The sequence below is a fragment of the Actinoplanes sp. NBRC 103695 genome (assembly GCF_030269485.1).
Classification (GTDB): domain Bacteria; phylum Actinomycetota; class Actinomycetes; order Mycobacteriales; family Micromonosporaceae; genus Actinoplanes.
In genome coordinates this window covers 80,398-100,812 of sequence record NZ_BSTL01000003.1, presented here as the reverse complement: position 1 = coordinate 100,812, position 20,415 = coordinate 80,398, and the positions used below count along the sequence as shown (strand labels likewise).

Below are 20,415 nucleotides of genomic sequence, written 5' to 3'. Positions count from 1 at the left end.
GTTCGTCGCATGACGACGACGCGCGTGGTCGCGCTTGATCTGACCGGCCGGACGGCGATGGTGACCGGCGGCGCGAGCGGGATCGGCCGGGCGTGCGCCGAGCGGCTGGCCGAGGCCGGCGCCGAGGTGCTCGTCGTGGACATCGACGAGGCGGCCGACCTGGTCGCCGACCTCGCCGACCCGGACGCGGTCGAGGCTCTCCCGGCGAACGTCGACGTCCTCGTCAACAACGCCGGGCTGCAGTTCGTCGCGCCGCTGCCGGACTTCTCGCCGGAACGCTTCGTACACATCCAGAAGGTCATGGTCGAGGCGCCGTTCCGGCTGGCGCGCCGAGTCCTGCCGCACATGTACGACCGCGGCTGGGGCCGGATCGTGAACATCTCGTCGGTGCACGGGCTGATCGCGTCGCCGTACAAGTCGGCCTACGTGACGGCCAAGCACGGCCTGGAAGGGCTCTCCAAGACCATCGCGCTGGAGGGCGCCGGCCACGGCGTGACGTCCAACTGCGTCAACCCGGCCTTCGTGCGTACGCCGCTGGTCGACAAGCAGATCGCCGACCAGGCCGCCGCGCACGGCATCCCGGAGGCCGAGGTGGTCGAGGTGGTCGAGAAGATCATGCTCGCGCGTACGGCGATCAAACGGCTGATCACCCCCGAGGAGGTGGCCGAGCTCGTGGCGTACCTCTGCACCCCCGCGGCCGACCTGATCACCGGCGCCTCGATCGCGCTGGACGGCGGATGGACCGCGCACTGAGCTAGGCGCGAACGTCGCCGCCGAGGGCGCCGATCACCGACCGGACCAGCAGGTCGATCCGGGCGCCGGGATCACCGGCCGGGATGAGGTCGGGCGCGTCGGAGGGCAGCTTGTCGACCTCCATCAGGAGTGCCAGGAAGACCCGGACGCACCAGGCCGGACCGTCCGCGGTGATCACCCCGGCGGAGCGCAGCCGGCCGAACAACAGCTCCAGGCCCGCGGTCACCTCCGGGCTGAGCGACGGGCAGAGGGTCACCGGGTCGGCCGAGGCGTTCATGGCGAACCGATGGCTGACCTTGAGCTCGAAGACGGTCTCGGTCAGCCGGTGCAGGGCGACCAGCGGGGGCGCCGTCTCCACCCGCGCCTGCTTGAGCCCCTGCAGGTAGCGCTCATTCAGCTGCTGGGTCAGGGCCTCCACCAGCGCCTGCCGCGAGGAGAAGCGCCGATGGACGGTCGCCCGGGCCAGCCCGGCCGCGTCGGCGACCCGCTCCAGGGACGCGTTCGGGTCGTCGGCGAGCACCGCCTCGGCCGCCTCCAGGATCCGCGCCGTGCTGCGCTCCGCGTCCGCCCTCATCCAACCTCCCTGAGTCAACGCACACTCTACTCGACCCATAAATGAGACTGAAGAGACTCAGTTATTGACATTACGCCGACCACCGTGGTGCAGTTCTGGGCATGGATCTCCAACTTTCCGGCAAGCGCGTCCTCGTCACCGGAGCGAGCAAGGGCATCGGCCTCGCGATCGTCCGGGCCTTCGTGGCCGAGGGGGCCAAGGTGGCCGCCGTCTCCCGGACCAGCACGCCCGAGCTCGACGCCACCGGCGCCTTCTTCGTCCCGGCCGACCTGTCCGAGCCCGACGGCCCCCGGCAGGCGGTCGAGGCGGTCCTCGCGGCCGATCCGCGGCTCGACGTCCTGGTCAACAACGCCGGTGGCGGCGTGCCGCCGGAGGGCTCCCTCGCCGACCCGCTCGACGGCGACGACGACGTCTGGGACTACGTCTTCGGCCTCAATCTGAGCTCGGCCGTGCGCACCACCCGCGCGGCACTGGCCGCCCTGACCCGGTCGCGGGGCGCCATCGTCAACATCGGCTCGACCAGCTCCCGCGATCCGCGCGGCGTGCCACTCGCCTACGCGGCGTCGAAGGCCGCGATCAACGCCTTCTCCCGCGGGCTCGCGGAGAAGGTGGCCGGCGACGGCGTCCGGGTCAACGTCGTCACGCCCGGCTCCACCCGCACCCACATGCTCGAGGGCAAGGACGGGTACGGCGCGAAACTGGCGGAGCACATGGGTATCGACCACGCCACTCTGCTGGCCGCCCTGCCGCAGCAGAGCGGGATGCTGAGCGGCGCAATGATCGAGCCCGACGAGATCGCCCGCGCGGTGCTCCTGCTGTCCTCCGCCACCATGCCGAGCGCGATCGGCTCGAACTGGGTGGTGGACGGCGGCAACTTGCGAGCCGCCTGACTCGCAACCCACTTGCACACCGGGGGTATATACGCGGTGTATACCCCCGGTGTATGGTCGTCCGCATGAGCGTTCCTCTCACCCTCCTGGGCCTGCTCGATCGGGAGCCCAGCCACGGTTACGACCTCAAGCGCGCCTACGACACCTACTTCGGCCGGGGCAAGCAGCTGCCCTTCGGGCAGGTGTATTCGACGCTGAGCCGGCTGGCCCGCGACGGCAAGGTGATGATCAGCGAGGTCGGCCCCGGCGTCGGCCCGGACCGCAAGCAGTACGTCATCACCGACGTCGGCGCGACCGACGTCGACCAGTGGCTGACCCAGCCGGTCGAGCCGGAGCCGCATCTGCAGAGCGTGCTGTTCACCAAGGTCGCGCTGGCGCTGATGCTGGACCGTCCGGCCGAGGAGTACCTGGACACCCAGCGTCGCGCCCACCTGCGGCGGATGCGCGAGCTGACCGAGATCAAACGGGCCGGCGGCCTCGTCGACGTGATGCTCGCCGACCACGGCCTCTATCACCTGGAGGCCGACCTGCGCTGGATCGAGGCGACCAGCGCCCGGCTCGACGCCCTGCGGAAGGTGGTCCGGCCGTGACGATCGCGGTGGAAGCACGCGAGGTGGTGTTCTCGTTCGGCACGACCCCGGCGCTGCGCGAGGCGAGCATCGCCGTCGAGCAGGGCGAGATCCTCGCCATCATGGGTCCGAGCGGCTCCGGCAAGTCGACACTGCTGCACTGCCTGGCCGGGATCCTGGTGCCTGACGCGGGCGAGGTGTGGTTCGACGGCGAGCGGGTCGACACCATGCGCGAGGCCCGGCGCAGCGTGCTGCGCCGGGAGCGCTTCGGGTTCGTGTTCCAGTTCGGTCAGCTCGTGCCCGAGCTGACCGTGGTCGAGAACGTCGCCCTGCCCCTGCTGCTGGCCGGCGTCAGGCGTGCCGAGGCGCTGCGCCGGGCGAGCGGCTGGTTCGCGCGGCTGGGCCTCGAGGGCATGCAGCAGCGCCGGTCCGGTGAGCTCTCCGGCGGGCAGGCGCAACGCGTCGCGCTGGCGCGAGGTCTGGTGGCGGAACCGCGGGTGCTGTTCGCCGACGAGCCGACCGGCGCTCTCGACTCGCTGACCGGCGAGCAGGTGATGGACCTGATGGTGGGAACCGCGCGGGAGCAGGGGACGACGGTCGTGCTGGTCACCCACGAGCCGCGGGTTGCCGCGTACGCGGATCGCGAGGTCATCGTGCGCGACGGCCAGGTCATCGCGCACGACCGGATCGCCTCATGATCCGTTTCGGGATCCGCCTCGCCGTCTCCGGCGGCCGCGAGGCGCTCACCCGCCTGACGATCATCGCGCTGGCCGTCGCCGTCGGCGCCGGCCTCCTGCTGGTCACGCTGGCCGGGGTCAACGCGGTCAACGCACAGCTCACCCGCGACGCCGCGCTGTTCCCGAAACAGCCGGCGACCACACCGGCGGAACCCCTGTGGTGGTCGACCCGCCAGGACTTCTTCGACGGCGAGCTGATCACCAGGGTCGACGTCGCCGCCACCGGCCCCGGTTCACCGACGCCGGTCGGCATTCCGAGGACGCCAGGGCCGGGCGAGTTCTACGCCTCACCGGCTCTCGCCAAGCTGCTTGCCACGGCGCCGCCCCAGCAGTTGGGCGACCGTTACCCCGGGCAGAACCTCGGCATGATCGGCGACCAGACGCTGGCCTCACCGGACTCGCTGCTCGTGATCGTCGGCGGTGCCCCCGGCGAGGTCGCCAAGCTGCCGCACGCACGACACCTGGCCACGGTCGGCGGCGAACCTCCCGCGCTGCCGGAAACCGTGGTGGACCTGATTCTCGGCGTCATCGCCGGTGGCCTGCTCTTCCCGGTGCTGATCTTCATCGGCACGGCGACCCGGCTCAGCGCCGCGCGCCGGGAGCAGCGGTTCGCGGCGATGCAGCTGGTCGGCGCCACTCCCCGGCAGATCTCGGTGATCGCGGCGACCGAGGCCGCGCTGGCGGCACTGGCCGGTGTGGCACTGGGCTTCGCGCTGTTCTACGCCTTCCGCGGCCGGCTCGCCGGCATCCCGTTCACCGGCGATCCGTTCTTCCCCGCCGACATGTCGCTGCGGCCGCTGGACGCGCTCGTCGTCGCGATCGGGGTTCCGGCCGGCGCAGCGCTGGCCGCGTGGGTCTCGCTCGCCCGGGTGCGGATCTCGCCGCTGGGCGTCACCCGGCGGGTCACCCCGCGTCCGCCGCGGGCCTGGCGCCTGATCCCGCTGCTGATCGGGATCGCCGTGCTGACCTTCGCGATCGGCCACAGGCCGGAGACATCGGGCGGACAGACGGCCATCTTCCTTCCCGGTCTGCTGCTCATCATGGCCGGGCTGGTGCTGGCCGGGCCGTGGCTCACCATGGCCGGCGCCCGCCTGATGGCCCGGCGGGCCCGGCACCCCGCTACGCTCATCGCCGCCCGCCGCCTCGCCGACAACCCCAAGGCCGGCTTCCGCGCGATCAGCGGCATCATGCTCGCCCTCTTCGTGACCAGCGTGGCCGTCGGCGTGATCACCACGATCGTCGCGGAACGCGGCCCGGCGCAGCGCGGCTCGACCGACGCCGCCACCCTGTCCACCGCCTTCTACCAGGAACCACCCACGGTCCCGGGCACCCTGCTGGCCGAGCTCCGCGCGATCCCCGGCGTCCGGACCGTCACCGCGGTCCACTCGAACCCGGTCCGCGGCGGCGAGGCCGGCGTGATCGCCTGTGCCGACATCCCCCCGGTCTACGGGCGCTGCGCGGACGGCACCGACGTGGCCGTCGTGGCGGGCAACTTCATTCCCTGGCGGGAGTCGGCGTCCGCGAGCCGGGTCTGGCCCGCCGCGCCCCTGACCGCCGCCGCCGTGGCGAAGCTGCCGGTGGTGTCCATCGTGGTCGGCACGGACGGCTCGACCGCACCGCGTGAACGGGTGCGCACCGCCCTCTCGCTGGCCTTCCCGGATTTCTGGGTGGCCGCTAACGCTCCCGGGGAGTTCGAGTCGACGCTCACCGACCAGCTGAGCGGCTGGAAGCAACTGGCCGACGTCATCATCATCGCGAGCCTGGCGCTGGCCGGGTGCAGCCTCGCGGTGAGCGTGGCCGGCGGCCTGACCGAGCGGAAACGCCCGTTCAGCCTGCTGCGCCTGACCGGCGTGCCGGTCAGCGTGCTGCGCCGGGTGGTCGCGCTGGAGAGCGCCGTGCCGATGCTGACCGTGGCGGTGGTGGCGATCGGCATGGGCTTCCTGGCGGCCCAGCTCTTCCTGCGGGCCCAGATGGACTACACGCTGATCGCCCCCGGCGCGGAGTACTACGTCATCGTGGTGCTGGGCCTGGGCGGCTGCCTGGGCATCATCGCCTCCACGTTGCCTCTGCTGGAACGCGTGACCGGGCCGGAGACCGCCCGGAGCGAATAAACATAGGAAACGCTTAGGAAAGGCGCCACCGTTTCTCCCCGTTCCCGGCCCACCATGGGACCAGGCCGAGAACGGGGAGACACATGCGGGTCCTGGTCGTGGACGACGACGCGGCGGTGCGTGACTCGCTCGCGCGTACCCTGCGCTTCGAAGGCCACGACGTGGACACGGCCGGGGACGGGCAGGAGGCGCTGGACACCGTCCGCGCCGGCGAACCGGACGTGATGATCCTGGACGTCAGCATGCCCCGCCTGGACGGGCTGGAGACGTGCCGGCAGCTGCGGGAGGACGGGATCCTGCTGCCCGTGCTGATGGTCACCGCCCGCGACAGCGTCGGCGACCGGGTCGCGGGGCTGGACGCGGGCGCCGACGACTACCTGGTCAAACCGTTCGCCATCCAGGAGCTGAAGGCCCGGCTGCGAGCCCTGATGCGCCGTTCGATGCTGACCGCCCCGGCTCCCGCGGCCGATGAGCTCCTCACCTTCGCGGACCTGCGGCTCAATCCGCGTACCCGGGAGGTGTGGAAGGGTGACCGGGCGATCAGGCTGACCCGCACCGAGTTCTCCATCCTCGAGGTCTTCCTGCGGCACCCCCGGCAGGTGCTCACCCGCACCGTCCTGTTCGAGCAGGTGTGGGGCTACGACTTCGGCGAGACCTCCAACAGCATCCACGTCTACCTGGGATATCTGCGCCGCAAGCTGGAGACCGGGGACGAGCGGCGGCTGCTGCACACCGTCCGCGGTGTCGGCTTCGTGCTGCGGGAGGAGCCGCTGTGACCACCTGGTGGCGCCGGCGCACCCTGCACACCCGGCTGTCGCTGCTGGTCACCGGCGCGGTGGCGGCCGCCGTGGTGGCCATGGCGGTGACGTCCTGGCTGGTCGTCGAGCAGATCCAGCAGCGCCGGATGCAGTCGGCGCTGAGCGCGGACGCCGCCGCCATCGCCGCGCAACCCGATCAGTGGCTCATTCCGCCGCCCGGCCCCGGCCCCAGCTCTGGCCCCGGCCCCGGCTCTGGCTCTGGCCCCGGCTCTGGCCCCGGCCCTGGCTCTGGCCCTGGAGGCGAGCGATGGAACCGTGGTGGGCGGCACGGCCCTCGCCAGCTCGGACCGCGCTGGCAGATCCTCGACGCCCGGGCCACCGTGATCAGCTCGGCCGCGAGCCCGCTGCCGGTCACCCCGCGCGCGCGGACGGTCGCGGCGGGCGGCAGCCGGATGGCGCAGGAGGATGTCGCGGTCGGCCGGGAAACCTACCGGATGCTCACCGTCCCGGTCGCCGGCGGCGGCGCGGTGCAGGTCGCCCTCGACCAAGGACCCGACGACCGTACGCTCGGCCTGTTCGCCGTCCTGCTCGCGGTCGGCAGCGCGCTCGGCATCGCCGGGGCCGCCGTGCTCGGACGGGCCGTGGCCCGGGCCGGGCTGGTGCCGGTGCAACGGCTCACCGACGCCGTCGAGGACGTCGCGGTCACCATGGACCTGAGCCGCCCGATCGCCACCGAGGGCGCCGACGAGATCGCCCGCCTCGGCACGTCGGTGAACACCATGCTCGCCGCGATCGACACCGCCCGCCGCGCGCAGCGCACCCTGGTCGAGGACGCCGGCCACGAGCTGAGGACGCCGCTGACCAGCATCCGTACGAACATCGAACTGCTCCTCGAGGTGGAACGCCACCCCGAGCTGGCCCACCGGCTCCCGCCCGAGGAACGCGCCAAGCTGCTGCACGACCTCGACGCCCAGGTCGCCGAGCTCGCGACGCTGACCACCGAGCTGGTCGAGCTCTCCCGCGAGGAGACCGCCCGCGGCCACGCGGAACAGGTCGAGCTGCAGGAGGTGGCCGACGCCGCGCTCGCCCGGGTCCGGATCCGCGCGCCCGGCCTGACCTTCACCGCGGACCTCGACCCGGCCGCCGTCCTGGGCCGGCCGAACGAGCTGGAACGCATGCTCGTCAACGTCCTGGACAACGCCGCCAAGTTCAGCCCGCCCGGCGCCACCGTGCACACCGAGCTGCACGCCGACGGCGCGGACGGCTACCGGCTCACCGTCACCGACCACGGCCCCGGCATCGACGAGGCGGACCGGCCGTACGTCTTCGACCGCTTCTACCGCGCGGTCGCGGCCCGGTCGACGCCCGGCTCCGGCCTGGGCCTCGCGATCGTCGCGCAGACCGCGGCGCAGCACGGTGGCACGGTGACGGCCGAGGCCGCTGAGCCGCACGGGACGGTGATCACCATCCGCCTGCCCGCTCCCCCGCCGGCGCGGACACCGTGACCGCCGGGCCTCGCGGCGCGGACCAGGCCTGCTTTCTGATCGATTTCTTAAGAAGGTCGCGCACCGCCTCTTAGCGCCGGGACCGATCGTGGGATGTGCCGGAAGAGCCCGGCAACCTGATCACGAGAACGGGGTCCGCCATGACCGACCAGACGCCGCGCCCGAACGCCGGCGATGACACCGAGCCCCTCAGCACCGAGCCGGCCGGCACCGAGCCCGGCCACACCGAGCCGGCCGGCAACCCGGCGGCGGCCGGACCGGTCGGCGACCCGGCCGCCGAGCAGCCTCGACCGTCGCGCGGCCGCTGGTGGAACCGGCCCGCGGGGAACGGCCGGCGGGTGCCGCTGGCGATCGCCCTCGTGGCGCTGCTGCTGGGCTGCATGCTCGGCGGAGGGCTGGTCGCGATCGGCTCGTTCGCCTTCGGCCACCGCGGCGACGATCGGGGGCACGGCCGCCCGGACTTCCGCGACGGCGGCGACCGCGAGCGAGGCGACCGGGGCCGGCGTGGCGACGACGGCCCGGGCAACGGCGGCCGGCCCGGCGACGGCGGCTGGCGGCGCGACGGCGGCCGGCCGGGCGACAACGGCCCCGGCAACGGCCCCGGCAACGCGCCGCCGGCGGCGCCGGGCCCCGCGGCCTCCGCACCCGCGGCCTCCGCACCCGCCCCGGCCGCGTCCTGACGGCCGGTCACAGCGCTTCGACGGACCTCCGGATCACGGCCAGAGGGCGTCGCGGCGCCAGGTGAGGCCGGTGCGGGTGTAGCGCAGGCGAGTGTGCTTGCGCTGGGCGTCGCCCTGCCAGAACTCCACCTCGGTCGCGCGCAGCGAGTAGAGGGTCCATTCGGGTACGACCAGATCGGGCCGCTCCTCGATCCGGCGCAGCGCCTCCCTCGTGGCGGCCTCCAGGTCCTGCCGGTCACGCAGGACCCGGCTCTGCATGCCGAGCGACGCCTCGGCGCGGGACCCCGGCGGCCGGGCCAGGAAGTCGGCGGCGCTGCGCTCGGCCGGATCGGGGACGACCGGGCCGCGCACCCGGACCTGACGGGCCTGCGCCGGCCAGTAGAACGTGAGCGCGGCCGCCGGGCGGGCGAGCAGGTCCTGTCCCTTGGGGCTGGCGTCGTGGGCGGCGAACCGCCAGCCCGCGTCGTCGACGTCCTTCACGATCAGGACCCGCCCGGACGGGACACCGTCGGCGCCGACCGTCGACAGTGTCATCGCGTGCGGTTCGCGTACCCCTGCTTGAACCGCGGTGACCAACCAGGACCGGAACAGAACGTCGGGCCGGTCCGGCGCCTCGGCCGGGTCGAAGACCGGCAGGTCGCCGGCGAAGACCGGCAGGGAGCGCAGATAGCTCCGCAGATCGGTCATCGGTGCCCCACGATGAGCCGCAGCGCGCCGACGAACTCCGGTTGCGTGCGCAACGAGCCGTATCGGTCGTCCCACGCCCCGGAGGCCAGATCGTCGCGCAGACGTCGCACGCCGCGGGCGATCGCCGGCTCGTCGACGAAGCCCCACCCCGACTGCGCGGCCCGCACCCGGGGCTCGAGGAACATGTCCGGCCGCGCGTAGTAGGCCTCGGTGAAACCGTCCACGCAGTCGATCGGGATCGGGACCGGCAGCACGTCGGCGGTGCGGCCGGCCGCGGCGGCGATCACCTCGATCGGCGGGTAACGGCGGCGCTCGGCGGCGATCAGCTCGGGCACGTAGTCGGCCAGCCACAGGGTGTCCAGGGCGTCGCCGTCGAAGGTCAGCACCACCACCGGGCCGCGGGTGACCCGGCGCAGCTCGGCTAGCCCCTTCGCGCTGTCGGACCACTGGTGCACGGTGATCGAGGCGAGCGCCGCGTCGAACGCGTCGTCGTCGAACGGCAGCGCCTCGGCGGTCGCGTCGATCGCCGGCACCGCGCCGGCCGGTCGCTGCGCCCGCATCGCCGCGGACGGCTCGACGGCGACGACGTACCGGTCGTCCGGCTCGTAGGAACCCGCGCCGGCGCCCACGTTGAGCAGGGTCCGGGCGTCACCGAACGCGGCGTGGACCATCGCGGCGATCCGAGGATCGGGGCGGCGTTGCAGCACGTACCCGCCGCCGTGGGCCTCGTAGTCGAAGTCTCCAGCCATGCCGACACTCTAGGAACCCGGCGTCGGCCCCGGCCGGTGATTCTCGGGCGCTGGGCCGAGCGACACGGAGGCGAAGGATGTCGCCATCAGGGTTTCGGAGAGCTGCCAGACACGTGCGGCGTCCTCCTTGCCGCGGAGCCGGGAGTAGAGGGTCTGCTCGGCGGGTGCGCCGGACAGATGCCCGATCCCGCTCGGGCCGTAGAAGAGGCCGCCGCGGGCGTCCGGCGAGGTCGCGGCGTACAGGGCGGGGAGCATCGCGGTCTCGGGCGTGCCGACGAGGATGCCGCGCCTGCCGAGGGCGCCGATCACGCGCCGTCCCAGGGTGTCCTGGGCCCGGCCGAGTTCGGGGCGCGCCGACAGCAGGTTGGTGACGGCCAGGCCGGGGTGGGAGATGTTGCTGGTGATGCCCCAGCCGCCGGCCCGGCTGCGCCGGTCCAGTTCGAGGCCGAAGAGGCCGAACGCGATCTTGGAGTGGCTGTACGCGCGCATGCCGTCGTAGGACCGTTCCCAGTTCGGGTCGTCCCAGTTGATCGCGTTCTGGTTCGCGGCGACGCTGAGCTGGGAGGTCACCCGGGCCTGGCCCGCGCGCAACAGGGGCAGCAGGTGGCCGACGAGGGCGAAGTGACCCAGGTGATTCGTGCCGAGTTGCAGCTCGAACCCGTCGGCCGTGGTCTGCCGGTCGGGCGGGGTCATCACGCCGGCGTTGTTGATCAGGATGTGCAGGGGGCGGTTCTCGCCGCGCAGGGTGGCGCCGAGCGCGGCGACCGAGGCCAGCGACGACAGGTCGAGCTCGCGGAGGGAGACGGCGGCCGCCGGGTGCTTGCGCTTGATGGTCGCGATCGCCGCTTCGCCTTTCCGAGCATTGCGTACGGGCATGACGACCTCCGCGCCGGCCGAGGCGAGGCGCCCCGCGAGCGCCAGGCCCACGCCGTCGCTCGCGCCGGTGACCACGGCGAGCTTCCCGGAGAGGTCGGGAACGTCGATGTCCGGTCGTGTGCGTGCCATGTGTCACTCCTGGTTTCCGTCGAACGGTGTGACTTCAGGCTGCGCCGCGGATCGCGAGTCATCCACGGCCTGACGATCCCAGGCAAACCCGTGGCCGTCGTCCGGGCGCCGGCGGTACAACGGAGGCATGATCGATCGTGCCGGGCTCGCCGAGTTCCTGCGTCACCGCCGGGAGTCCCTGCAGCCCGAGGACGTCGGTCTCCCCCGCGGGCAACGGCGCAGGACCACCGGCCTGCGCCGCGAGGAGGTCGCCACGCTCTGCCACCTGTCCGCCGACTACTACGGCCGGCTCGAGCGTGAGCGCGGCCCGCATCCCTCCGAGCGGTTGATCGCCTCGATCGCCCAGGGCCTGCACCTCTCCCTCGACGAGCGCGACCATCTCTTCCGCCTCGCCGGGCACCACCCGCCCCTGCGCGGCTCGACCAGCGAGCACATCGGCCCCGGCCTGCTCCGGATCTTCGACCGGCTCGCCGACAGCCCCGCCGAGATCCTCACCGAGCTCGGCGAGACGCTCCGGCAGACCCCGCTGGGGGTCGCGCTCACCGGCGACTCGACCCGTTACACGGGACCGGCCCGCAGCATCGCCTACCGATGGTTCACCGACCCGGCGACCCGGGCGCTCTACCATCCCGGCGACCACGAGCGGCTGTCCCGCGTGTTCGCCTCCGGCGCCCGGGGCATGGCCACCCTCCGCGGCCCGGGCTCGCGGGCCGCGCGGCTGGCGGACCGGCTGCTGGCCGAGAGCCCGGAGTTCGCCGCCCTCTGGGGCGAGCACCAGGTGGGGGTGGGTCTGGACGAGGTCAAGCGCTTCGTCCATCCGGACCTCGGGATGCTCGAGCTCAGCTGCCAGCGGCTGATCGACCCCGATCAGGGACACTCGCTGCTGGTCTACACCGCCTCCCCGGGCAGCGAGAGTCATGAGCGGCTGCGGCTGCTGGCCGCGCTCGTCCCGTCGTAGGCTGAAGATCACGGAGTACACGCGGCCGGGGAGTTCGGGTCTCAAGATCAGCAGGATCACGCTGGGGTGCATGATCTTCGGGGCGGCGGTCCGGGGCGCCGACCAGTGGTCGCTCGACGACAAGGCCGCCGACCGACGCGGCGGCCGCTCTGGAGATCGAACTGACCGGCGACGAGATCGCCGCTCTGGAGGGGCACTACACACACCGTCTACCCTCCGGCTACTGACAGTCTCGTACGACGGAAGACCTGCTCCTGCGGGTAGAGTGACGGGTGACGAGATTCATTCTTCGGGGTCCATCTGATCCTGAGCAGGTCACCGACCGCTAAGGAGTAATTAGATGAACGCCGCGTCCGCGCCGCCCGCGATCGCCATGCAGACGGTGCGCAAGCCCATCAAGACGCTGCGGGAGAAAGGCGCGGACAGCTTCCACGCCGCACTCGCCGGGGCCCTCACCGCGGGGCTCGAGGATGCGCTCGCCACCGGTGATCACGACCGGGCCGTCAGCTTCATCAACCGCGGCTTCGCGGAGGGCAGCCCCCAGCTCGGCTGCGATCTCCTCTGCCGGGCGATGGCGGTCGTCGGCACGGCCCGCACCTGGACCGTGCAGATGGCGCCGCCGCGTCAGCGCTCCGGCCTGTAGCTCCCTGACCGGACGCACGAAAGCAGCACACTGCCCGGTCAGGACGGCACGCGCTGTACGGAGAGGACCCCGGCCTGGTCCCGCACCTCGTCGAGCAGCGCCGGGTAATCGCGGGCGTAACTGAGCTTGACCGAGAAGAAGTGCGGCAGCCCGGTGACGGCCTCCGCGGGCACCTTCCCGCCGCCGCAGTACTGCTCGCGGAACTCGGCGGAGCCGGGCTGCCAGACGAGCTCGGCCTCCTCGCCCAACGCCCAGCTGCGCCGGGTCGCCGCGACGATCAGGTTGCGCTGCTCCGGGGTGGCCTGCGGGTCGACGTAGATGTGCACCCGGTCGCTGTCGCGGACCTCGCTGTCGGGCGCGGCCACCGGAACGCCCGCCCTGGGATGACACGGCGGGTCGGTGACGTTCACCAGCCACAGGATTCCGTACGCCGCGAGGCACCCGACCAGCACGAGCACCGCCGCGGTGGTGGCTCTCTCGTTGCGCAGCAGGAAGGCGCCCGCCGCGCGGATCCCCCGGCGCGGCAGGCCCTTCTTGTGGAAGAAGGCCACGGTCAGCAGCAGAACCGCGATGAAGCCGGCGATGTAGGCCGGGCCGGCGCCCAGCTCGGACTGCAGGCCGTTCCACCACGGTTCCCGGCCCGGCGGGTCCGGCGGCTGGCTCAGCGTCATCCCGGGCACCAGCAGCAGGAGCATGATGCCGGTGAAGATCCCGAGCAGCCCGTTGCCCTCGCTGCTGTAGCCGATACGGCGGCTGACGTAGACGGTGAGCAGCAGCGCGACGATCGCACCGAGCACGGCTCCGGCGCGGTCGAACCAGATCGGCGGCTGCGCGTCACCGCGTACCGAGAAGCGTGCCCCGCCGTCCGAGTCGTAATAGGGGACGTCGGTGAACACGATGTCCTCGAAGCGGAGCACCAGGCCGTCCCGGCTCGCCCAGAAACCCTCCTCGAGGTCGTGCGTCGCCCAGCCGGCGGCGGCCAGCCGGGAACGCGCGCCCGCGGTGTAGGCCGCCACGTCGCGGGTGGCGTCGGTGTGCCGTACCCAGTAGACGCTCCAGCCGTACTCGATGCCCTCGCCGTCGGGCTGGCTCTCGATGACGTCGGCCGGTTTGCCGCCCCACACCGTCAGGCCGGGGAAGACGATCCCGGACAGGTCGCCGGTGGGTTGCGCGGTGACCTGTCCGAGCCCGATCCGGTTGCCCGCGGCGGCGCCGAGGTACGCCCCGGCCGCCATGAGCACGACGGCGAACACGAGCACGCCGATGGTGCGCGGGCGGCGGAGACGCGTCCTCAGCGCGTACCCGAAGACGTTGATCCTCTCGCGCGGCGTGGGACCTCGGCGGCCGGCCGTCGCAGCGACCTCGACCATCGTGTCGAGGAGCTCGTCCCGCCGGGGCCCCGGCGGATAGGCGCGCACCAGCCGCCGGTAGCGGCGATACCGTTCCGTCCCGTCATCCACCCGGTCAATATAAAGATGATTTGACTATGTGCCAAGATCCCCGAGCAACTCGACGTAACCGTCGGCGCCGTGCACCCGGATCCGCTGCCCGTCCGGGATCAGCCTGGTCGCCTGTTCCACCCCCACGACGGCCGGCAGCCCGTACTCGCGGGCGATCACCGCGCCGTGGGTCATCAGGCCGCCGACCTCGGTGACCAGTCCCGCGACGGTGACGAACGAGGGCGTCCAGCTGGGGTCGGTGAAGGCGGTGACCAGGATGTCACCGGGTGCGAGGTCGGCCTCGGCCAGGTCTCGGACCACCCGGGCCCGCCCCTCGACGGTCCCGGCGGAGACCGGCATCCCGGCCAGCGCGCCCTCCGGCAGGCCCTCCCGCCGGTAGCTGCCGGTCACCGCCTCGCCGTCCGAGGTGAGCACCCGGGGCGGCGTAAGCGCCCGGTACGACTCGTGCGCCTCCTCGCGTTCGCGAAGAACCCGGGCGTCCACCCCGTCACCGGGCAGCTCGTCGAAGCTCAGGAAGAAGATGTCCTCGTCGTACTCGGCCAGCAGCGCCTGCTTGTAGATCCAGTAGCGGCTGATCATGTGGTATTTCGGGTACTCCCGGTAACCACTGAACGTGCGTACACGATCGATCATCTTCTTGGTCTCGGCGGCCTTGCGCTCCCCGTCGGGCTGGTCCCGCAGGCGCGTCAGCAGGTCACGCTCCTTCTCCCGCGCCTGCCGCAGGCCCTGCTCGAAGAGCCGCCGGTGGGCGCCGGGCTCGAAATTGCGCACGTTCGCCAGGATCAGCGGCAGGAGCGTGACGGGCCGTTCGGCCCACCGTGGGCGGGTGATGTCGATCTCGCCGACGCAGCGCATCCCGTACTCGTCCAGGTAGGTCTGAAGGGCGTCGCGCACGGGCGCGGGGAGCCCGTCCAGGAAATCGTCGCCGGCGGCCTTCTCCCAAAGATCAACCACTTCCGGGTACGGACGGATCGCGTCCGCGACGTCGAGCAGCGCCAGCCCCATCTCCGAGGTGACGTTGTGCGGCACCGACTGGGTGAGCACGTCGGCCGCGTTCTTCTCACCCAGCCACTCGAGCATGTGGTCGTTCAGCCACCAGGCCGCCTCCATCCCCGACATGATCACCCGCATGCTGCGCGGGTCGAACTGCAGCCGTTTCAGCTCCTGGAGGTCGGCCCGGATGAAATCGAGCAGAGCCTTCCCGGACCGCGTACGGATCTCCCGCCGGAGGGTGGCCATCGACTCCCGGTACTGCTCGATCAGCGCGTCCACGACGTCCGGATCGGCCTCGAGCGGGTCCGGACCGCTGCCGGGCGCCGTCCAGGCCGGGCCGTCCCCGGGCGGCGCCGGCAGGAAACCCTCGCGCTCCACGACGGTCCGCAGGGCGTCCCCGATCAGCGGATCGGACCTGGTGCCGAGGGCCTCGATCAGCGCGTCCCGGCTCGCCGGCACGGCCAGAGTCTGGGTGACGTCGACGAACAGCCGCCCGCCGGCCACCGCCATCGGCCGGGGCGTGGTCATCTGCCAGAAGGAGATCCCGAGAGGCTTCATCGGGTCGGTCATCATCTGCTGATGGCCGACCGAGACGTAGACGTGGTTCTCCTCGTCGCCCGCCTCCGGGATCGGGAACAGGGTGGTGATCGGACGGCTCTGGACGATCTGGAACTCGTCGCCGGCCAGGCACCACTCGATGTCCTGAGGGCGGCCGAAATGCGCCTCGATCCTGCGGCCCAGCCGCACCAGCCGCAGGACCTCCGCGTCGGTCAGCGTCGGCTCCCCTTGCCCGGCAACCCGGCGGGAGACGATGCCGCCGTCGCGCACCTGGTAGCCGTCGGCGTTCACCAGCCCGGAGACCAGCGCCTCGCCCAGGCCGGGGACGGCGTCCACCGAGGCGATCTTGCGGTTCGAGGTGACCGGGTCGGCCGTGAACAGCACGCCGGACACGCGCGGGACGGCCATCCGCTGCACGACCACGGCCATCCGGACCGTGCGGTGGTCGACGCCGTTGCGCAGGCGGTAACTGATCGCCCGCTCGGTGAACAGCGACGCCCAGCACCGGCCGATGTGCTCGAGGACCGCCGCCGGCCCCACGACGCCGAGGTACGAGTCGTGCTGGCCGGCGAAGGAGGCGGACGGCAGGTCCTCGGCGGTCGCGCTGGACCGGACGGCGTACGCCCCCTCGCCGATCTCGCGCGTGACCTCCGCCGCCACCTCGTCCGGAATCGGGATCGCCCGGATGGCCCGGCGGATCTCCGCGCCCCCGTCGCCCGGCCCGAGCCGGTCGAGCAGGCCCTCGATCGACGGTGTGATCAGCCGGAAGGCGTCGGTCGTCACGACGAACCCGGGCGGCACCGGGACGCCGTCCATCCGGGCGAGCTCGCCGAGGTTCGCACCCTTGCCACCGGCGAGCGCGAACTGCGCCGGCCGGATGTCGGTCAACTGCAGGATGTAGTGGGTCACGCAGGAGAGTGTGCGCGAACCCCCCGGTCTTGCCGCAAGACGGACACTCCGCTATATGTTGAGGTGGGAGTTCTTTCGAGCAAAGATCAGACGGCACGCGTACGGGATGGTGTAGGAGCCGTCGGCACCCCGGTGTTCGGCCATCGCGGCGCGGAAAGCGTCACGGATCGCATCGTCGATGTTCGTCGAGAACGCACCGAGCATGGCCGGGCCCGAGGCCAGACTCCACAGGGCCGCCTCGTCCCGGAAATCCGCGTTCCAGCCGAAGGTCTCACTGGTCACGTCGACCAGGCCGGCCCCGCGCAGCCACGACTCCCGCAGTCCGGGCTCGGCGTACCGCGCCTGCTGCTCGGCCACCGCCTTGACCGGCGCCGGCAGCGAGGCCTCCGCGGCCGCCATCAGCGCGTGGGTGATCGTGTTCGCCTCCGGGGCGTCCCACGTCGCGACCGCGACCGACCCGCCGGGGCGCAGCACCCGCTCCACCTCGCGCGCCTCCGCCTCCGGATCGGCGAAGGAGAGCAGCCCGAACCGGGACACCACCACATCCACGCTGCGGTCCTCGACGTCCAGCTTCTGGGCGTTCATCACCTCGTGCCGCACGCCGAACAGCCCGCGCCGCGCGGCCTTGGCACGGGCGATGGCGATCATCCGCTCGGACGCGTCGACCCCGAGCAGCCGCAGCCCGCCGTGCCGTTCGGCGAGCGTCAGCCCCGGCTCGCCGGTCCCGCACGCCACATCCAGCACCGCCGCGCCCGTCACCAGCCCCGGCGCCCGCGCGGCGAGGCCATCGGTCACCGGCGCCAGCAACGGCAGGATCTCGTCGAACCCGGCCGCCAGCCCGTCGTAGTCGATGTCTGTCCCGGACAATGATTGCTCCCCTCGTCGGCGCACCCACCCTAGGTCGCTCCGTGACGCCGATGTCCGTCATCGTCCACTTAGTGCACTCCCGGACACGCACGTCGGTCCCAACGGACCGCGGCCCGTCGTCGCTAGGCTGCCGGGATGGCGACGCTGCGGTCGGTCAATGTGGGGCTTCCCCAGGACGTGCTCTGGCACGGGCAGACAGTCCACACCGGGGTCTGGAAGGCGCCGGTCGACGGCCCCGCCCTGGTGCGGCGGCTCAACATCGACGGCGACGGGCAGGGCGACCTCGGCGGGCACGGTGGCGAGCAGCGGGCGGTCTTCGTCTACCAGCTCGGCTCGTACCGGCACTGGCAGCAGTTCCTCGGCCGCGACGACTTCACGTACGGCCAGTTCGGCGAGAACTTCACCGTCGACGGCCTGCCGGACGACGAGGTGTGCATCGGCGACCGGTACCAGGTCGGCGACGCCCTGTTCGAGGTGACGCAGCCGCGGGTCACCTGCTACCGGGTCGGCATGCGGATGGACGAGCCCCGGATGCCCGCGCTGCTCGTCCAGCACCACCGGCCCGGCTTCTACCTGCGGGTGCTGCGCGAGGGCCACGTCCGGTCCGGCGACGAGATCGTCAAGGTCGCCGACGGCCCTGAAGGCATGACGGTGGCCGAGGTGGACGCCCTGCTCTACCTGCCCGGCCACCCGCGCGACCGGATCGAGCGGACGCTGCGGATCCCCGCGCTCAGCCCCGGCTGGCAGGGTTCGTTCCGGGCGATGCTCGCCGAGCCGGAGTCCGCGAACGGCAACGCCGGCCTGGTCACCGCGGCGCCGCCACCGGCCTGGACCGGGTTCCGCCCCCTGCTGGTGACCGCGGTCGAGACCGAGAGCACCACCATTTCTTCGGTACGGCTGGCCGACCCCGACGGCACGCCGGTCCCGGCCGCGCTTCCCGGGCAGTTCCTCACCGTACGGCTCCGGCCGGGCCTGGTCCGCAGCTACTCGCTGTCCGGGCGGCCGGGCGACGCCGGCTACCGGATCAGCGTCAAACGCGAGCCGCACGGCCTGGCCGGTGCCTACATCCACACGAAGATCCGCCCGGGCGACCTGATCGACGCGGCCGCGCCCCGCGGCGGCTTCGTCCTGCGCCCGGCGACGACCCCGGTCCTGCTGATCGGCGGCGGCGTCGGGGCGACGCCGGTGCTGGCAATGCTCCACGCCCTGGCCGCGGAACGATCACCGCGCGAGGTGTGGTGGATCCAGGCCGCTCGCGACGGCGCCGAGCGACCGTTCGCCGCCGAGGTGGCCACGCTGCTCGCCGCCCTGCCGCACGCCCGCTCGCACGTCTGCCTCAGCCGGCCCGGCCCGGGCGACGACTACGACACCGCCGGCCGGCTGTCGGCAGAGCTGCTGCGTACGCTGGCGCTGCCGCCCGACGCCGAGGCGTACCTCTGCGGGCCCGCGACCTTCCTCACCGACGTCTCCGCCGCGCTGGTCGAGGCCGGCGTGCCGGCCGACCGCATCCACACCGAGATCTTCGGGGCGCAGCCCGGCCTCACTCCCGGCATCAGCGCCAAGGCGGCCCGTCCCCCGCACCCGCCCGCGGATCCGCCCGGCGACGGCCCGGCGGTGTCCTTCGTCCGCAGCGACCTCACCGTCCCGTGGCCGGAGGGTTGCGCCAGCCTGCTCGACCTGGCCGAGGCGTGCGACGTGCCGGCCCGCTGGTCCTGCCGTTCCGGGGTGTGCCACACCTGCGAGACCGGAATGCTCTCCGGCACGGTCGACTACACGTCGGAGCCGGTCGACGCGCCCGCCGAAGGCAACGTGCTGATCTGCTCCGCCCGGCCCCGCGGCCCGGTCGTGCTGGACCTTTGAGCTCCGAGACGCGGACCAGCCGGCGGCGTCGCTCTCGCGCATCAAGCCGGACAGCTCGGTCAGCCTCGCCTCGAGGCCTGGATTCACCACCCCGGCCTGTCACCCGAGAGCCACCTGACCAGGGCGCTCACGGCCGCGCGGCCCGCCCGGTTGGCGCCGACGGTGGACTGCGACGGGCCGAAGCCGATCAGATGGACGCGAGGCTCGCCGGCCACCTGCGTACCGGTCAGCCGGATGCCGCCCTGCTCGTTGCGCAGGCCGAGAGGGTCGAGGTGGCCGAGCGCCGCCTTGAATCCGGTAGCCCACAGAATCACTTGCAATGAAGTGAACGAACGTTCTTTCTCCCAGACCCCGTGCGGCGCGATCGAGGTGAACATCGGCCGGCGTTCCAGGGCGCCGCGCTCCTTGGCGGCCAGGGCGTACGGCGTCCAGAGCAGCCCGGTGTAGGAGACGACGCTGCCGGTCGGCCGCCCCGCCTCGACGTCCGCGACCACCTTGCCGATGACCTCGCGCCCGGTGACCTCCGGCTCGAACGCGCCGTCGCGGAAGACCGGCTCGCGCCGGGTGTACCAGAACGTGGTCGCCACCCGGGAGATCTCCTCGAGTTGCTGAACGGCCGAGATCCCACCCCCGACGACCGCGACCCGCATCCCCGCGAAACGTTCCGCGGACACGTACTCGCTGGTGTGCAGTTGCAGCCCGGCGAAGGTCTCCTGTCCCGGATAGTGCGGCCGGACCGGATTGGTCCAGGTGCCGGTGGCGTTGATGACCGCCCGCACGATCCAGTCGCCGGCGCTGGTCTCCACAAGGAGGTCAGGGTCGGCTCGGCGTACGGCGTTGACCTTGACGGGCCGCAGGATCGACAGCCCGGCCGCCTGTTCGAAGTCCGCGAAGTAGTGCGGCACCGCGACGCGGCTCGGCGAGGCGGGGTCGATCGGCGGCTTGGGAAAGCCGGGCAGGTCGAAGATCCCGTTCACGGTCGCCATCCGCAGCGACTCCCACCGGTGCTGCCAGGCCCCGCCCGGTCCCGCCTCGGCATCGAACACGACGAAGTCGACGCCCCGCCGCCGCAGGTGGTAGGCGGCCGACAGCCCGGACTGCCCGCCGCCGATGACCGCCACCGCCGCCCGCCGCGAGTTGATCACCGAG

Annotated in this window: 19 protein-coding genes; 11 read left to right on the top strand and 8 right to left on the bottom strand. The window is 72.5% G+C overall.

Translation table 11 applies throughout. The features are described 5' to 3' along the window. Positions 1-9 precede the first annotated feature (9 nt). Positions 10-753: an SDR family oxidoreductase gene (locus QSK31_RS05340; protein ID WP_285681579.1), complete on the top strand. Its 744-nt coding sequence runs from the start codon at positions 10-12 to the stop codon at positions 751-753. A 1-nt stretch (position 754) separates the two neighbouring features. Here the strand turns inward: QSK31_RS05340 and QSK31_RS05335 are convergent, their stop codons facing one another. Beyond that, positions 755-1,327: a TetR/AcrR family transcriptional regulator gene (locus QSK31_RS05335; protein ID WP_285681577.1), complete on the bottom strand. Its 573-nt coding sequence runs from the start codon at positions 1,325-1,327 to the stop codon at positions 755-757. Between the two features lie 101 nt (positions 1,328-1,428). Between QSK31_RS05335 and QSK31_RS05330 the strand changes: the two genes are divergently transcribed. From QSK31_RS05330 to QSK31_RS05300, 7 genes are all read left to right on the top strand, one after another. Further along, the gene (locus QSK31_RS05330; protein WP_285681575.1) at positions 1,429-2,217 is read left to right on the top strand and encodes an SDR family NAD(P)-dependent oxidoreductase; all 789 of its coding nucleotides are present in this window, start codon (positions 1,429-1,431) and stop codon (positions 2,215-2,217) included. Positions 2,218-2,282: 65 nt separating this feature from the next. Then, entirely contained in the window at positions 2,283-2,807 is a 525-nt protein-coding gene (locus QSK31_RS05325; RefSeq protein ID WP_285681574.1) for a PadR family transcriptional regulator, read from the top strand. Then, on the top strand, positions 2,804-3,484 hold the full coding sequence (locus tag QSK31_RS05320) for an ABC transporter ATP-binding protein (RefSeq protein WP_285681571.1): 681 nt from the start codon (positions 2,804-2,806) through the stop codon (positions 3,482-3,484). Before QSK31_RS05325 ends, QSK31_RS05320 begins: the two co-directional genes overlap by 4 nt. Further along, a complete protein-coding gene (locus QSK31_RS05315) occupies positions 3,481-5,634 on the top strand; it encodes an FtsX-like permease family protein (RefSeq protein ID WP_285681569.1) in 2,154 nt (717 codons plus the stop codon). The genes QSK31_RS05320 and QSK31_RS05315 overlap by 4 nt, the downstream gene beginning before the upstream one ends. An 83-nt stretch (positions 5,635-5,717) precedes the next feature. Then, a complete protein-coding gene (locus tag QSK31_RS05310; RefSeq protein ID WP_285681567.1) occupies positions 5,718-6,410 on the top strand; it encodes a response regulator transcription factor in 693 nt (230 codons plus the stop codon). Then, a complete protein-coding gene (locus QSK31_RS05305) occupies positions 6,407-7,897 on the top strand; it encodes a sensor histidine kinase (RefSeq protein ID WP_285681565.1) in 1,491 nt (496 codons plus the stop codon). The genes QSK31_RS05310 and QSK31_RS05305 overlap by 4 nt, the downstream gene beginning before the upstream one ends. A 140-nt stretch (positions 7,898-8,037) precedes the next feature. Beyond that, positions 8,038-8,577 carry a hypothetical protein gene (locus tag QSK31_RS05300; RefSeq protein WP_285681563.1) on the top strand — a complete coding sequence of 180 codons (540 nt, stop codon included), beginning with the start codon at positions 8,038-8,040 and terminating at the stop codon, positions 8,575-8,577. Positions 8,578-8,610: 33 nt separating this feature from the next. Here QSK31_RS05300 and QSK31_RS05295 read toward each other — a convergent pair whose 3' ends face one another. The 3 genes from QSK31_RS05295 to QSK31_RS05285 are packed head-to-tail and all read right to left on the bottom strand — an operon-like array spanning position 8,611 to position 11,018. Further along, complete coding sequence (locus QSK31_RS05295; protein WP_285681562.1) at positions 8,611-9,264, bottom strand: pyridoxine/pyridoxamine 5'-phosphate oxidase; 654 nt, start codon at positions 9,262-9,264, stop codon at positions 8,611-8,613. Then, on the bottom strand, positions 9,261-10,013 hold the full coding sequence (locus tag QSK31_RS05290) for a methyltransferase domain-containing protein (protein ID WP_285681560.1): 753 nt from the start codon (positions 10,011-10,013) through the stop codon (positions 9,261-9,263). The genes QSK31_RS05295 and QSK31_RS05290 overlap by 4 nt, the downstream gene beginning before the upstream one ends. 9 nt (positions 10,014-10,022) lie before the next feature. Continuing rightward, positions 10,023-11,018, bottom strand: coding sequence for an SDR family oxidoreductase (locus QSK31_RS05285; protein ID WP_285681558.1), 996 nt, complete (start codon positions 11,016-11,018; stop codon positions 10,023-10,025). 127 nt (positions 11,019-11,145) lie between these two features. On the opposite strand from QSK31_RS05285, the gene QSK31_RS05280 reads away from it, so the two are divergent. Together QSK31_RS05280 and QSK31_RS05275 are read left to right on the top strand one after the other, a co-directional pair. Continuing rightward, positions 11,146-11,976, top strand: coding sequence for a helix-turn-helix transcriptional regulator (locus QSK31_RS05280; protein WP_285681556.1), 831 nt, complete (start codon positions 11,146-11,148; stop codon positions 11,974-11,976). Between the two features lie 340 nt (positions 11,977-12,316). Continuing rightward, positions 12,317-12,619, top strand: a complete 303-nt coding sequence (locus QSK31_RS05275) for a hypothetical protein (RefSeq protein ID WP_285681554.1) — start codon at positions 12,317-12,319, stop codon at positions 12,617-12,619. 38 nt (positions 12,620-12,657) lie between these two features. Here QSK31_RS05275 and QSK31_RS05270 read toward each other — a convergent pair whose 3' ends face one another. From QSK31_RS05270 to QSK31_RS05260, 3 genes are read right to left on the bottom strand one after another with little or no spacing between them, the layout of a single operon-like run. Then, positions 12,658-14,079, bottom strand: coding sequence for a hypothetical protein (locus QSK31_RS05270; RefSeq protein WP_285681552.1), 1,422 nt, complete (start codon positions 14,077-14,079; stop codon positions 12,658-12,660). Between the two features lie 24 nt (positions 14,080-14,103). After that, entirely contained in the window at positions 14,104-16,539 is a 2,436-nt protein-coding gene (rph, locus tag QSK31_RS05265; RefSeq protein WP_285681550.1) for a rifamycin-inactivating phosphotransferase, read from the bottom strand. Positions 16,540-16,590: 51 nt separating this feature from the next. Then, a complete protein-coding gene (locus tag QSK31_RS05260) occupies positions 16,591-17,406 on the bottom strand; it encodes a class I SAM-dependent methyltransferase (RefSeq protein ID WP_285681549.1) in 816 nt (271 codons plus the stop codon). Between the two features lie 135 nt (positions 17,407-17,541). Between QSK31_RS05260 and QSK31_RS05255 the strand changes: the two genes are divergently transcribed. After that, positions 17,542-19,266 carry an MOSC and FAD-binding oxidoreductase domain-containing protein gene (locus QSK31_RS05255; protein ID WP_285681548.1) on the top strand — a complete coding sequence of 575 codons (1,725 nt, stop codon included), beginning with the start codon at positions 17,542-17,544 and terminating at the stop codon, positions 19,264-19,266. A gap of 83 nt (positions 19,267-19,349) precedes the next feature. Here the strand turns inward: QSK31_RS05255 and QSK31_RS05250 are convergent, their stop codons facing one another. Beyond that, positions 19,350-20,411 (bottom strand): FAD-dependent oxidoreductase, encoded by a 1,062-nt coding sequence (locus tag QSK31_RS05250; protein WP_285681546.1) that lies wholly within the window; start codon positions 20,409-20,411, stop codon positions 19,350-19,352. Positions 20,412-20,415: the final 4 nt, after the last annotated feature.

Coding starts and splice junctions, on each gene's coding strand:
- QSK31_RS05340 (WP_285681579.1), top strand. CDS start 10: ATGACGACGACGCGCGTGGTCGCGCTTGATCTGACCGGCCGGACGGCG.
- QSK31_RS05335 (WP_285681577.1), bottom strand. CDS start 1,327: ATGAGGGCGGACGCGGAGCGCAGCACGGCGCGGATCCTGGAGGCGGCC.
- QSK31_RS05330 (WP_285681575.1), top strand. CDS start 1,429: ATGGATCTCCAACTTTCCGGCAAGCGCGTCCTCGTCACCGGAGCGAGC.
- QSK31_RS05325 (WP_285681574.1), top strand. CDS start 2,283: ATGAGCGTTCCTCTCACCCTCCTGGGCCTGCTCGATCGGGAGCCCAGC.
- QSK31_RS05315 (WP_285681569.1), top strand. CDS start 3,481: ATGATCCGTTTCGGGATCCGCCTCGCCGTCTCCGGCGGCCGCGAGGCG.
- QSK31_RS05310 (WP_285681567.1), top strand. CDS start 5,718: ATGCGGGTCCTGGTCGTGGACGACGACGCGGCGGTGCGTGACTCGCTC.
- QSK31_RS05300 (WP_285681563.1), top strand. CDS start 8,038: ATGACCGACCAGACGCCGCGCCCGAACGCCGGCGATGACACCGAGCCC.
- QSK31_RS05295 (WP_285681562.1), bottom strand. CDS start 9,264: ATGACCGATCTGCGGAGCTATCTGCGCTCCCTGCCGGTCTTCGCCGGC.
- QSK31_RS05290 (WP_285681560.1), bottom strand. CDS start 10,013: ATGGCTGGAGACTTCGACTACGAGGCCCACGGCGGCGGGTACGTGCTG.
- QSK31_RS05285 (WP_285681558.1), bottom strand. CDS start 11,018: ATGGCACGCACACGACCGGACATCGACGTTCCCGACCTCTCCGGGAAG.
- QSK31_RS05280 (WP_285681556.1), top strand. CDS start 11,146: ATGATCGATCGTGCCGGGCTCGCCGAGTTCCTGCGTCACCGCCGGGAG.
- QSK31_RS05275 (WP_285681554.1), top strand. CDS start 12,317: ATGAACGCCGCGTCCGCGCCGCCCGCGATCGCCATGCAGACGGTGCGC.
- QSK31_RS05255 (WP_285681548.1), top strand. CDS start 17,542: ATGGCGACGCTGCGGTCGGTCAATGTGGGGCTTCCCCAGGACGTGCTC.